The 12,537-nt window shown below is 66.0% G+C and carries 14 protein-coding genes; 6 read left to right on the top strand and 8 right to left on the bottom strand.

The genetic code is table 11. From position 1 onward, the window contains the following. The first annotated feature begins 136 nt into the window (after positions 1–136). Complete coding sequence (gene ygfZ, locus AUP43_RS09340; protein ID WP_067555654.1) at positions 137–1,006, top strand: CAF17-like 4Fe-4S cluster assembly/insertion protein YgfZ; 870 nt, start codon at positions 137–139, stop codon at positions 1,004–1,006. On the opposite strand, the gene AUP43_RS09335 is transcribed toward ygfZ, so the two are convergent. Together AUP43_RS09335 and aguB are read right to left on the bottom strand one after the other, a co-directional pair. Next, entirely contained in the window at positions 1,003–1,551 is a 549-nt protein-coding gene (locus tag AUP43_RS09335; protein WP_067555651.1) for a PAS domain-containing protein, read from the bottom strand. The two genes, ygfZ and AUP43_RS09335, sit on opposite strands and share 4 nt — an antisense overlap. A gap of 269 nt (positions 1,552–1,820) precedes the next feature. Then, positions 1,821–2,696: an N-carbamoylputrescine amidase gene (gene aguB, locus AUP43_RS09330; protein WP_067555648.1), complete on the bottom strand. Its 876-nt coding sequence runs from the start codon at positions 2,694–2,696 to the stop codon at positions 1,821–1,823. Between the two features lie 164 nt (positions 2,697–2,860). Here aguB and AUP43_RS09325 point away from each other — a divergent pair, with 164 nt between their 5' ends. Beyond that, positions 2,861–3,355, top strand: coding sequence for a PAS domain-containing protein (locus AUP43_RS09325; protein ID WP_067555644.1), 495 nt, complete (start codon positions 2,861–2,863; stop codon positions 3,353–3,355). On the opposite strand, the gene AUP43_RS09320 is transcribed toward AUP43_RS09325, so the two are convergent. The 4 genes from AUP43_RS09320 to AUP43_RS09305 form a co-directional block, all read right to left on the bottom strand. Then, positions 3,352–4,392: an agmatine deiminase family protein gene (locus AUP43_RS09320; RefSeq protein ID WP_067555640.1), complete on the bottom strand. Its 1,041-nt coding sequence runs from the start codon at positions 4,390–4,392 to the stop codon at positions 3,352–3,354. The genes AUP43_RS09325 and AUP43_RS09320 overlap by 4 nt on opposite strands. Beyond that, entirely contained in the window at positions 4,389–5,324 is a 936-nt protein-coding gene (locus AUP43_RS09315; protein ID WP_198154867.1) for an alpha/beta fold hydrolase, read from the bottom strand. Before AUP43_RS09315 ends, AUP43_RS09320 begins: the two co-directional genes overlap by 4 nt. After that, positions 5,314–6,693: an aspartate aminotransferase family protein gene (locus AUP43_RS09310; protein ID WP_067555634.1), complete on the bottom strand. Its 1,380-nt coding sequence runs from the start codon at positions 6,691–6,693 to the stop codon at positions 5,314–5,316. The genes AUP43_RS09315 and AUP43_RS09310 overlap by 11 nt, the downstream gene beginning before the upstream one ends. A 205-nt stretch (positions 6,694–6,898) precedes the next feature. Then, on the bottom strand, positions 6,899–8,941 hold the full coding sequence (locus AUP43_RS09305; RefSeq protein WP_067555632.1) for a protein kinase family protein: 2,043 nt from the start codon (positions 8,939–8,941) through the stop codon (positions 6,899–6,901). 118 nt (positions 8,942–9,059) lie between these two features. On the opposite strand from AUP43_RS09305, the gene AUP43_RS09300 reads away from it, so the two are divergent. Continuing rightward, positions 9,060–9,449, top strand: coding sequence for a VOC family protein (locus AUP43_RS09300; RefSeq protein WP_067555628.1), 390 nt, complete (start codon positions 9,060–9,062; stop codon positions 9,447–9,449). A gap of 4 nt (positions 9,450–9,453) precedes the next feature. Here AUP43_RS09300 and AUP43_RS09295 read toward each other — a convergent pair whose 3' ends face one another. Both AUP43_RS09295 and AUP43_RS09290 read right to left on the bottom strand, forming a co-directional pair. Further along, positions 9,454–9,810, bottom strand: coding sequence for a PilZ domain-containing protein (locus AUP43_RS09295; RefSeq protein ID WP_067555625.1), 357 nt, complete (start codon positions 9,808–9,810; stop codon positions 9,454–9,456). A 38-nt stretch (positions 9,811–9,848) separates the two neighbouring features. Next, complete coding sequence (locus tag AUP43_RS09290) at positions 9,849–10,583, bottom strand: type 1 glutamine amidotransferase (RefSeq protein ID WP_067555622.1); 735 nt, start codon at positions 10,581–10,583, stop codon at positions 9,849–9,851. 145 nt (positions 10,584–10,728) lie between these two features. Here AUP43_RS09290 and AUP43_RS09285 point away from each other — a divergent pair, with 145 nt between their 5' ends. Genes AUP43_RS09285 through AUP43_RS09275 form a run of 3 tightly spaced genes read left to right on the top strand, consistent with a single transcriptional unit; the run spans position 10,729 to position 12,537 of the window. Further along, positions 10,729–10,977 carry a hypothetical protein gene (locus AUP43_RS09285; RefSeq protein ID WP_067555620.1) on the top strand — a complete coding sequence of 83 codons (249 nt, stop codon included), beginning with the start codon at positions 10,729–10,731 and terminating at the stop codon, positions 10,975–10,977. Between the two features lie 16 nt (positions 10,978–10,993). Further along, positions 10,994–11,779, top strand: coding sequence for an ABC transporter ATP-binding protein (locus tag AUP43_RS09280; RefSeq protein ID WP_067555617.1), 786 nt, complete (start codon positions 10,994–10,996; stop codon positions 11,777–11,779). Continuing rightward, entirely contained in the window at positions 11,776–12,537 is a 762-nt protein-coding gene (locus AUP43_RS09275) for a sulfotransferase (protein ID WP_067555614.1), read from the top strand. Before AUP43_RS09280 ends, AUP43_RS09275 begins: the two co-directional genes overlap by 4 nt.

The raw sequence follows: 12,537 nt of genomic DNA, 5'->3' as shown, positions 1-12,537 counted from the left end.
CTTTCAGCGGCATCAGCGATGATTACCGCGTACCCGATGCAAAGAAAAGGGCTGGCGGCATCGCTTCATGGCAGACTTGCATCCGCCCCGTCCCGGTCCGAGATATGTCCGGGAGCCTGACAACGGAAAGACCGGAATGACCGACCGCCATTTTATCCTGCCGCCCCGCCGTCTGCTGAGGATCGCCGGCGAGGACAGGCGCGGCTTCCTGCAGGGGCTGATCTCCAACGACATCGAGAAAGCCGGACCCAGACGGGCGATCTGGGCGGCGCTGCTGACGCCGCAGGGCAAGTTTCTGCATGATTTCTTCATCGTCGAACGGGAGGACGCCTTTCTGCTGGAGGCGGAGGCTGACCGCATCGAAGATCTGAAGCGCCGTCTGTCGCTCTACAAGCTGCGTTCCAAGGTGGTGCTGGAACTGCTGGACTGGCCGGTGGCGCTGGCCTATGGCGACGACGCGCTGGAGGCGCTGGGCCTGCCGGCCGAGCCCGGTGCGGCCACGGGCTTCGGCGCGGGCGTGGCCTTCGTCGATCCCCGCCTGGCGGAGGCCGGGGCGCGGCTGTATCTGCCCGACATGGCCGCCTTGGAGCAGGCCGGCTTCTCGGCCGGCCTAGTTGCCGATTACGACTGGCTGCGTATCTCGCTGGGCCTGCCCGACGGCAGCCGCGACATGCAGGTGGAAAAGGCCATTCTGCTGGAAAATGGCTTCGACGAGCTGCGCGGCGTCGATTGGAAGAAAGGCTGCTATGTCGGCCAGGAGCTGACCGCGCGCACCAAATATCGCGGCCTGATCAAGAAGCGGCTGATGCCGGTCGCCATCGACGGGCCGATCCCCGAACCCGGCGCCATCATCGAGAGCGCCGGCAAGGAAGCGGGCGAGATGCGCAGCGCCGTGGACGGACAGGGCCTGGCGCTGATCCGGCTGGAGGCGCTGGAAGCCGACGGCGCGATGACCGTCGGCGAGACGCGCCTCACCCCGCGCAAGCCGGGCTGGGCGGCCTTTTAGGCATCGACCGCGTAATCCCGCATCTGGCTGGCCATATACAGGTTGAGCGGGTCGGAGCCGGCACTGGCGAGCAGCAGCAGATCGACGCGGTCGCCGGTCAGCGTCAGGGGCAGCAGCAGCCGGTCATAGGCGAAGTGGCGCGACGCCGGCGGAAGCTGCACGCGCACGCGGTCCAGGCAGGGCTGGCCGGCCTCGAAGAAGCGCGCGTAGCGGGCCATGAGATGCGCGCGATACCAATCGACCGCGACATCCTCCACGAAGCTGCCCGCGGTGAAACCAAACGGCGTGTTCTCGAGATTGGAGCCGGTCAAGCGGATGAGGAACTGGCGATTCCGGCAAGGCTTCTCCCGCCGTTCCACCAGGGCGACACGCGGCCAGGCGAAGGCGAATTCCTCCGGCCGCAGCAAATCATAGCGCAGCCAGCGCCGCCCCTGGCGCGCCTGATCCCAGTAGCGATGCAGTTTGTACAGGCTCCCATAGCCGAGAAGGTCCAGAGACAGCTCTTGCGTCTCGATCCGCCCCTCAATGATTTGCCGGTCGAGCATCGTCCCATCCGGTTGGTCATAAGGCGCCGCCCGCCCTGCCGGTGCATAACGGCGTATTCCACATACCGTAAGATGGTAAACACGATGGAAACCACAAAAATCTCGCAAAAAATAAAAATAACGCCGGCATATCCGCCTTGCCTTGGCAAGCAATCGCGAATTGAGACGGATTCATAAACGGGATGTTTCAGTACAGGGTATCTGGCCCTGTCTTTTGCATGATGCGGAAAATGAAAGGAAGACGGCCGCCGATCGTATTCTGGATTGACCTAGCGCCGGGTTTGTCCATCCAAGGTCATCAGCGGCCCATATAATTCCGGCCGGCGATCACGGAAAAACCCCCAGCCGGCGCGCTCGGCGCGGATGCGGTCCAGGTCGAAGCGGGCGGTCAGCACCGTCTCGTCGGTGCGGTTCGCTTCCGCCACAAGCTGGCCCTTATGGTCGGCGATGAAGGAGGAGCCGTAGAAGGTGATGCCAGCGGCGTCGCCCTCCTCCCGGCCGATACGGTTGCTGGCGAGAAGCGGCATCATGTTGGCCGCCGCATGGCCGCGCATCGTGGTGCGCCAATGCTCCATCGAATCCAGGCTGGCATCCTGCGGCTCGCTGCCGATGGCGGTGGGGTAGAACAGGAAGTCGGCCCCCATCAGCGCCATGGCGCGCGCGCTTTCCGGGAACCATTGGTCCCAGCAGATGGCGCAGCCTAGCTTGCCGAAGCGCGTATCGAACACCTTGAAGCCGGTGTCGCCGGGGTTGAAGTAGAATTTCTCCTGATAGCCCGGCCCGTCGGGAATGTGCGACTTGCGGTAGACGCCCAGATTGGCGCCGTCGGCATCCAGTATGACGATGGAATTGTAATAGGCGTTGTTCGCCCGCTCGAACACGCTGACCGGCAGCACCACGCCCAGTTCAACCGCCAGCGTCTGCATGCGCTTCACCGTCTCGTTCTCGGCAATGGGGCTGGCCAGGCGAAACAGCTCCAGCTTCTGGTCGACGCAGAAATAAGGCGTCTCGAACAGCTCCTGGATCAGGATGACGTTCGCGCCCCGTCCCGCCGCCTCGCGCACCAGCGCCTCGGCCCGGGCGACATTGGCCGCCTTGTCCCAGGAACAGGCCATCTGCGTCGCGGCAAGAGTCACTTCGGTCATTCAGCCTCTCCAAATTGCTGGGCATTGGCGGATAGCCGCCATATTGGTGATGTGACGTGAAATTCCAGCCGGGCGGTTGACCCCGCCGACGATGCCGCCGATGATCCTAAAAGAGTATGACGCCGTAGAATAGGCGTGACCGATACCGCAAAGCCGGAAGCAGCATGAACGCAAGCCGCCCGCTCCAGCCCCTCGGACCGAATGGCAGCTTTGTCGATTTCGCGCTCGATTGCCAGTCGCCGAGCGTTCGGGCCGTGGTCGAGCTGTGGCGCAGCAAATCGGCACCGGGCCGGCTGCCGGCCCGCGCCGATTTCGACCCGGCCAGGATGAAGCCTTATCTGGGCGATCTGTTTCTCGTCGAATCGCTGCCGGAGATCGATAATTTCCGCTACACGCTGATCGGCACCCGCATCACCGGCTGGGTCGGCGTGGACAATACCGGCCAGCTGGTCGATACCGTGCTGGGCGAGCATACCCGTCTGCTCTATTGCAAAATTCGCGACGAAGCGATCCCGGCCCGCGCCTTCGGGCCGGTCGGCTGGCGACAGAAGCACTTCCTGCGCTACGAGGTGGCGATCCTGCCGCTGTCGGATAACAAGACGGTGGTGAATCGCTTCCTCGGCGTGATGGCGTTCACCATGAGCGCGGAAACGTCCTAAGGCGCGGGTTCCTGCTGCGTGATGCAATGCACCCCGCCGCCGCCCTCGAACAGGATGGTGCCGGGGATGGTGACGATCTCGCGATCCGGGAACACCCGTCGCAGCGTGGCGATGGCGGGCCCGTCCGCCGGGTCGTCATAGACCGGCAGCACCAGCCCCCGCGGGCCGCCGGACGTGCCGGCCAGGTAGAAATTCACATAGGACATCGGCAGGCGGCCACCGGTGGCGTGATCCTCGCGCCGGGCCGGCTGCTCGATCTCGACGATCTCCAGTTTCCGCCCCCTGGCGTCGGTCGCCCCCTTCAGGATGGCGAGATTGGCCTGCAGCGTCGCATAGTCGCTGTCCGCCGGGTCGAGCGTCACCTGCGCCAGCACCACGCCCGGCCGGGCGAAGCAGGCCACCGTGTCGATATGCCCGTCGGTGCCGACCGGGCCGTAATCTCCGTCCAGCCCGCCGGGCAGCCAGATCACCTTGGTGCAGCCGGTCGCGTCGCGCAGCTCGCTGTCGATGCGATAGCGAGTCAGCGAATTGCGGTTGGCGTTGGGGATGGTCGTCTCCACCGCCAGCATCGTGCCCTCGCCATCGACATGGATCGCCCCGCCCTCATTCACCAGCGGGCTGGAATAGCGGGCGATGCCCTCGCGCGCCAGCAGCCAGCCGGCTATCGCGGCGTCCTTATCGTGCGGCTGGCGGTTGCCCCAGGCGTTGAACACCCAATCCACCCCGGCAAGGCCGCCCTTGCCGTCGATGACGAAGCTGGGGCCGGTATCGCGAAACCAGGAATCGTCGAAAGCCGCCTCGATCACCGTGGCGGCGTCGCCCAGCAGCCGGCGCGCGACCGGCGCGTCGGCCGGGTTGGCCAGCATCGCCACCGGCTCGAACCGGGCGATGGCGCGGGCGACGGCGACGAAGGCGTCATGCGCCTGGCCGGTCTTTTCCCCCCACAGCCGGTCGCCGACCGGCCAGGCCATCCAGCAACGGCGATGCGGATGCCATTCGCCGGGCATATGGAAGCCCTCCTCGACCGGGGTGCTCACGCCTTCTCTCCTTCATGCTCGGCCAGGAAATCGTCCACTGCCTGCCAGAAGGCTTGGCGAATGTCATCCCGTTCCAGCAAAATTTCGTGCCTCGCGCCGGGCATATCAAGTAGCCGGCAAGCCGGCATCAACCGCGCCAGGCGATGCTGCGCCGGGCTACGCACGATCCGGTCCGCCCCGGCGCTGGCCAGCAGCACCGGCGTGTCAATCGCCGCCGCATAGGCCGGGTCGGACAGCGTATCCATGCTGTCATAGGCGCTTTTCAGCCAGGTCCAGGTCGGCCCGCCCAGCGCCAGTTCGGGATCGGCCAGGATGAGCTGCTTGGTGCGCTCGAACCTTTCCCGGTCGCTTGTCAGCGGATTGCCGGCAAAGCGTTTGGTTTCCGGATCGTAAGGCCCGGTCTTCGGCACATAATGGTTCGGCGTGAAGCGCGCGACGATGCGCACGATCAGGCGGCTGGCCCAGGGCGGCAGCCAGCCGGCCCAGACATCGACCATCGGCGCCACCGCAATGGCGCAACGGAACCGCCCCGGCCGGTCATGCAGCAGCCGCAGCAGATTATGGCCGCCCATCGAATGGCCCAGCCCGTAGAGCGGCCCGCCAGCCGCCAGAGGCGTCACCACCGCATCCAGAAGCTGCGCCGTATCCTGCTGGAAATGACCGAAATGCAGCACATGGCCCTTGTGCCGATCCTCCAAGGCCCGGTCGGACTTGCCCTGGCCGCGCCAATCCAGCACCACGGCCTGGAAGCCGCGCGCCTGCAATTCGGCGACGACTTCCAGATATTTCTCGATGAACTCGGTGAAGCCGGGCAGCACCAGGAAGGTGCCGCGCGGCTTGGCGTGCGAGAACACGGCGTAGCGGACGCGAATCCCGTCGTCGGCCGTCAGCCAGCCGACCGTCCCGCCCGCCGCCTCGATGCTAGAGGACACCGACATCCCGCGCCGTGGCGGTGATCGCGGCGCGGGCCTTGGCGACCAGCTCGTCCACCTCGTCGTGGCTGATGATCAGCGGCGGGGAGACCACCATCGTGTCGCGCACAGCGCGCATCACCAGATTATTGGCAAAGCAATGGTCGCGGCAGATCGTGCCGGTGGCCCCCAGCCGCTCGAAGAAGGTGCGGTTCTTGCGGTCCTTCACCAGCTCCACCGCGCCGATCAGCCCCATGGTGCGAACCTCCCCGACGATGGGGATATCCTCCAGGCTGCGCAGCTTCTCGGCGAAATACGGGCCGATATCGCCGGCCACCCGCTCCACCAGCTTTTCGCGCTGAATAATGGCGATGTTCTCCAGCGCCACGGCAGCCGCCACCGGATGCCCGGAATAGGTGAAGCCGTGATAGAACTCGCCACCTTCCTCGATGAAGGTGGTCGCCACCCGCTCCCCCACCATGACGGCAGAGATCGGCTGATAGCCCGAGGACAGGCCCTTGGCGATCGGCATCAGGTCGGGCTGGATGTCGAAGCTGTCGCAGCCGAACCAGCGGCCGGTGCGCCCGAAGCCGCAGATCACCTCGTCGGCGATCAGCAGAATGCCGTATTCACGGCAGATGCGCTGGATTTCCGGAAAATAGCTCATCGGCGGGATGATCACGCCACCGGCCCCCTGGATCGGCTCGGCGATGAAGGCGGCCACCCTGTCCGGCCCGATATGGTGGATCGCCGCTTCCAGCTTGCGCGCCGCCGCCAGGCCGAATTCCTCCGGCGTCATGTTGGCGCCGTCGCGGAACTGGTAGGGCGGATCGATATGGTGGAAGCCGGGCAGCGGCAGGTCGCCCTGGCCGTGCATGGCGCTCATTCCGCACAGGCTGACCGAGGCCATAGTGGAGCCGTGATAGCCATATTCCCGGCTGATGATGGTCTTGCGGTCCGGCTGGCCCTTCAGGTTCCAGTAGTGCCGCACCATGCGCACGATGGTGTCGTTCGCCTCCGACCCGGAATTGGCGAAGAAGGCGTGGTTCAGCCCGGCCGGCGTCACCTCCGCCAGCTTCGCCGCCAGGTCGGCTGCCGGCGCGTTGGTGGTCTTGAAGAAGCTATTATAGAAGGGCAGCTCCATCAGCTGCTTGTAGGCGGCGTCGGCCAGCTCCCTGCGGCCATAGCCGACATTCACGCACCACAGGCCGGCCATGCCGTCGAGGATCTTGTTGCCTTCGGAATCCCAGATATGGCAGCCCTCGGCGCGGGTGATCACCCGCGTGCCCTCGCGGGCCAGCGCCTTGTAGTCGGTGAAGGGGTGCAGATGGTGCGCGGCGTCGCGCTGCTGATAGGTCTTGGTGTCGATGGAACGGTTAACGGCGTTCATGCGGCAGGCTCCGTGGAGGGCGGTGTCGGGGACGCCGGTCGCCTGGACCGGCGGTTCGGAACACACCCAGCGCTACGGGTTATAGCCAATGCGCGCGCACAGGATCAGCAATTCGCGATGGCGGTTGGCCGGCCGCTCGCTATGGAACCGATAGAGCTTCATGGCGCCAGTATAGCCGGAAGGCGGGCTTTCGCCAGAGGGGCCGCTAGATCAGCATGAACAGCATGATGCCGGACGCGACGAGCGACGACGCGCTGATCGCGATGAAGAAGGCGACACGGCTGCCGATCTCCCCGGCGCGGGCCATCATCAGTTTCTGGTCGTGCTCTGCCGATATCAGATGGGAATTATTGACCCGCCAGCGGAAACAGGCATCGGCAAATTCGCGTTGATCCTTTTCGAACAGCCCGCCCTGCTTGAACACATCGAGCAGCGCCTGCAACTTGCCGTCCTCGATGGCCTTATCGGTCTTGCGCTGCAAATCGTGTTTCCGGCGGGGGCGCAGGATGCGGTCAATGCCGGGCTGTAGCATGGCGCCAATCATGCGGGTCAGTTCCGGCAGCGCGGCGCCGGCGATTTTCTCCTCCAGATAGGCGACGAAGCGCAGCGCGGCCTGGGCCTTCACGAACGAATCCTCGCTGTCGATGCCATCCAGCAGGGCGAGGGAGAAATCGCGCCGCCGCGACATCACGAAGGCAACGATGTGCCGGTCGACCGGGAGAAAAGGTTCCTTGGCGCTGGCAGCCACCTGCTCCAGCGCCAGCAGAATGGTTTCCACCCGGTAGATCAGAAAGCGCTCCAGCAACGGGCTGAGGCAGCGCGCCGCCGGCTGCATCTCATACAGGGCGCGCTCGACCCCGAAGCCCCAGCCGGCGCGGCTGGCCAGCCCCTGAGCCTTGGTAAGCTGGCGGTGGGTGGAGACATAGCCCTCCGTATCGGACTGCATGCCCAGCCAGCGCAACGGCAGGTTGGTCTTCACCAATTCGATCAGCAGGCCGCGAATGACGCTGTCATCCATGCTGGCGGCCAGCATCGTGCCCATGCCGGTCGGGTTCACCGCCAGCCCCTTATAGTGCAGCGGCGCGAAGGGGTTGATCAGCATGCAGGTCAGCGAGACCGCCTCTGCCATCCTGTCGGTATTGACGTCCTCGCGCTCGGTGAACAGCCCCTCCAGCGAGATCAGCAGGCGCTCCTCGTCGAGACCGCGCACCATCCAGTTGCGGAATTTGCGGCTTTTCAGAAATTCCTTCGCGCCTTCGATATCCCGGTGCCGGGCAACCGCGTAGGCGAGCGAGCGAAGGGTGCCGTGCTGGCTGCCGTGGAATTCCATTGGCCAACCCGCCGATTTCGGCAGATGCAGGCGAAAGGGCGGTATCGTCGCCTCGCTCAGCCAGGCATCAATATCCATCAGCGACCAGCGATCCCGCGCATCGTCCTGCAGCATGCCGCGCAGCAAGTCCAACGTGGCGTAGGGCAGGCGGTGGCGCTCCGCCAGCATCATGAAGGTCGATCCCTCGACGCGCTTGCGCAGCAACCCCTTATCGTCCAGATCGGGCACCGGGTTGCGGCCGATCAGCATCGCCACCATGGTGATGCCCAGGCTGTAGACATCGTCGGCCATTGTCGGCTCTCCCCGCGCCAGCGGCTCAGTGGCGGCACGGTCCACATTCTCGAACAGGGCCGGCTGATCCAGGCCCGGCGGGATGCTGACGCATTCGCCGAGGACGAAGCGGTGCTGGTCGCGGCATTCATAGATATTGGTCGGCCGGATGCCGCCATGCGACAGGCCAAGCCGGTAGAGATTGAGCAGCATCTCCACCGTGGGCCGCAGGAAATCGTCCAGCACGACCCGTTCGGACATCGGCATGATCGGCGAATAGCGCTCGTCGAAGATCGGATCGCCGTTCGGCTGTCGGAACACGCAGACCAGCCGCTGGGCGCCGCCCGCCAGCGGCCAGGGGACCACCGCCCACTCCTCCAGCCAGGTCAGGCCAGGCTGGCGCACGCCCTTCAGCCCCCGCAGCGCCTTGACGCGCGGCGGGTGATTGGGGTCCAGCACCATGCCATAGAACCGACCCGGCACGCCCAGTTTCGAATCCGCCGCATAGGCATGGGTTCCGGTGCGGGAGAAACGATCCAGCCGCTGGCCGGTGCGCAGATCGAAATTAAGCGCGCCGGAACGGTCGCCGGTATCCATCTCCTGATCGGACTCGGGTCCGGATTTATCGAATTTTTCCGCTGCCACCATCCGGTACTGCTCTCGGCCTCGCTCCGCCTGCCTCTGATTCTATTGAAAGAATCTATCATGCGGCCGCCGCTTGGGCTAATTATTAGATCGCCATCCGCCATAGCAGTGAAGAGAACCGATGCCCCGCCCGCCGATCGACCAGCAAGTCACCTTCCTCTACACCTACGATCTGGAGAAGAGTGCAATCTTCTATGGTGGCGTGCTGGAATTGGAGATGGTGCTCGACCAGGGCGCCTGCCGGCTCTACAGGGTCGGGCCGGACAGCTTCGTCGGCCTTTGCGCGCGCGACATCCGCGCCAAGCAGCCGAGCGGCGTGGTCTTCACCATCGTCTCGCCGGATGTCGATGGCTGGTACGAATTCCTGACCGCCAAGGGCGTGGTGTATGAAGCGCCGCCGCGCTACAGCGAGGAATTCAAGGTCTATTCCTCATTCCTGCGCGACCCGAACGGCTACCTGATCGAGATTCAGGAATTCCGCAGCCCGGAATGGCCGAAGCCGCGCCGCTGACCGGCTAAACCATCTCCCGTTCGCCGAGATGCCGGGCGTGCAGCCCGCGCAGCCAGACCGAGACGATGGCCCCCGCCCCTTCCGACAGGAACTGCACCCGCGTGCCGACCGCATCATTGGCGACAATCCGCGCATCAACCCGCATCATCGAGGAGGGGTGATAGATCACCACCGACGCGCCGGGCGCCACCGTCTGCACCGGAATCAGCAGCGCCCCGCCAGCCGAGACATCGGTGATCTCGGCATCGCGCGCGGCGGCGTCGCCATGCAATATCTCCACCGGCGCGCTGACCGGATAGCGCCGATGCTTGCGCCGATTAGCGAAGCGCGACGCGCGAAACAGCGATTTAACCCTTTCCATCCAGCCCTCTCCCCTGTCACCGTCCCGCGACTCCGCCATTACCCGGCCTTCCGCAGGCCGGCGGCAAGCCGGCGCGCCACCAGATCGATCCAGCGATCCGCCACCTGCCGGGCAAAGCGCGCCGAACCTTCCATATGGCGCGCCATCTCCGCTTCCGTGCGCGCAATCGGGTCGGCCCCGCCATTCGCCTCGGTCGCCGCAGGCAATCGGGCCCAGTCGCGCACGATCTCCGGCGTGACCTCGATATGGCACTGGAAGGCGTAAACGCTTTCGCCGATCCGGTAGGCCTGGTTGCGACAGCCGCTGCCGGTCATCAACAGCGTGGCGTCGGCCGGCAGATCGAACGCGTCCTCGTGAAACTCCATGAGGTGCGGCCGGCCGGGCAGTCCCCGCAACAGCGGATCGGTGCCGCCGGACTCGGTCAGTTCAAGCGGCAGAAAGCCGAATTCCACATGGTCGTGCCGGTAGACCCGTTCGCCGAACAGCCGGGCCAGCAATTGCGATCCCAGACAAATGCCCAGCATCGGCTTGCCGGCCGCGTGGAAGCCGCGCAGCAGCGCGAACAGATCGGCGAAATATGGATTGCCGGCATCGTCGGCCGCACTCTGCGCGCCGCCCAGGATCAGCACGCCGTCATAGGGATCGGCGCTCTGCGGGATCGCCGCGCCGGTCAGCGGCTCCACCACCTGCAGCCAGGCGCCGCGCGCCTCCATCTGCTGGCCGAGAATACCGGCGGGGGAGCCGGGATGATTCTGGATGACGAGGATATGCATGGCGTCCCAATTCCTCACAAATGCAGCATAGACTACCATTTCCGCCCGCTGGCGACCATCGCGACCGGTGCGACAAAGCCATGCTTCAAATGCTGGTCAATTAACGGCATAATACGACAGGTTTTATCGAGGGAAGGCAGCGTTCATGGCGTTGACGCCAACAGGACCCCGGATCGGCGGCCAGGGCGCCAACGGCGCATCCGGGCGGGTGCAGCCGCGCCAGGCGCAGCTGGAAGGCCCGCGCCAGGGCCCGCAGCGCCGTCCCTCCCTGCTGCGCACCGCCATCGACGAGACGGAGATCGGTCGCCAGCTCACACGCCTGGCGCAGCTTCTGGCGCGGAACGAAATCGACCAGGACGCGCCACGCGGCTCCTATCTGAACTTCCTCGTCTAGCCCTCGTTAACATCGCATGGGAAAGCTGGAAATTTCCGGCGTCGGCCGTCTGTACGCCGGCGCCCGCGGGCCCGCCATCGAGGCGCTGAAGCCGATCGACCTGACGGTGGAGGATGGCGAGTTCGTCGCCCTGCTCGGCCCGTCGGGCTGCGGCAAATCCACCCTGCTGCGGCTGGTCGCCGGGCTGGATCGCCCGAGCAGCGGCCGCATCGCGCTGGATGGCGTCCCGGTCGAGGGGCCCTCGCCGACGCGCGGCATGGTGTTCCAGCAGCCGGCCTTGTTCCCCTGGCTCACCGTGCGCGACAATGTCGGCTTCGGCCTGATCGAGCAGGGCCGTAGCACCGCCGAGGCGCGCCAGGCCGCCGACGATCTGCTGGCCCAGGTCGGGCTGGCCGAATTCGCCGGGCATTTCCCCAAGGCCCTGTCCGGCGGCATGCAACAGCGCGCCGCCCTGGCGCGCGCGCTGGCCCCGAACCCCGCGCTGCTGCTGCTCGACGAGCCGTTCGGCGCGCTCGATACGCAGACCCGCGGCCTGATGCAGGAATTGCTGCTGGAGGTGTGGGAGCGGCGACGCAAGACCGTGTTGTTCGTCACCCATGACATCGAGGAGGCGATTTTCCTGGCCAGCCGGATCGTTGTGCTGACCGCCCGCCCCGGCCGGGTGAAGGCGGTCACCGCCGTCGACCTGCCGCGCCCGCGCGACTACCATCTGCGCACCCAGCCGGAATTCTACGCGCTGCGGGCGGAATTGACCGATCTGGTGCGCGACGAAAGCCTGCGCGCCGCGGCGCTGGCCTCATGAGCCCGATCCTTATTGGCGGCACCGGCGGGTCCGGCACCCGCGCCATCCGCGATGCGATGATCGCCGCCGGCGCCTTCATGGGCTCGACCGTGAATCATGCCGGCGACCTGCGCCATCTGCCGCCGGTGCTGGACCGGCTGATCAACCCGATTCTGACGCGGACCCGCTCGCTGGATTATAGCTTGCCGGACGTACCGTCGGAACTGCGCGGCAGCGGCGTCGAGGGCATCCGCCAGGTCGCCGCCACGGTGCGCGCCGAGGGCGGGGAACCGGCCCTGTGGGGCTGGAAAAACCCGCGCCTGCTGTTCGTCCTGCCCTTCATCGCCGAGGCGCTGCCCGGCGCGCGGATCGTGCATGTGGTGCGCGACGGGCGGGACATCGCATTGTCCGCCAACCAGAAGCAACTCGACCGGCATTACGAAAGCCGCTTCGGCGAGGCCCCCGGCGACGACCTGCCGCTGGCCTCTATCCGCTTCTGGACCGCGACCAACCTGGAAATACTGGCCTGCGGGCGGCGATTGTTCGGCGCGCATCACCATGTGCTGCGCCTGGAGGAGGCGACCGATCCTACCAGCCCGGCGTTGGCCGATCTGCTGCGCAGCCTGGTGCCCGGCATCGACGCGCAGCGCCTGGAGGAAGCCCAGGCCGCCGTCACCGCCATGCCGGGCCACGGCCGCTGGCGCGACAGGCCAATGGCCGAGCAGGACCGGCTGACCGAGGCGGCCCGCCCGGCGCTCCAGGCCTTCGGCTATCTCTGA

Origin of the sequence: Oceanibaculum pacificum (assembly GCF_001618175.1) — a bacterium.
GTDB classification, from domain to species: domain Bacteria; phylum Pseudomonadota; class Alphaproteobacteria; order Oceanibaculales; family Oceanibaculaceae; genus Oceanibaculum; species Oceanibaculum pacificum.
This window is presented reverse-complemented; position numbering and strand designations above follow the sequence as displayed.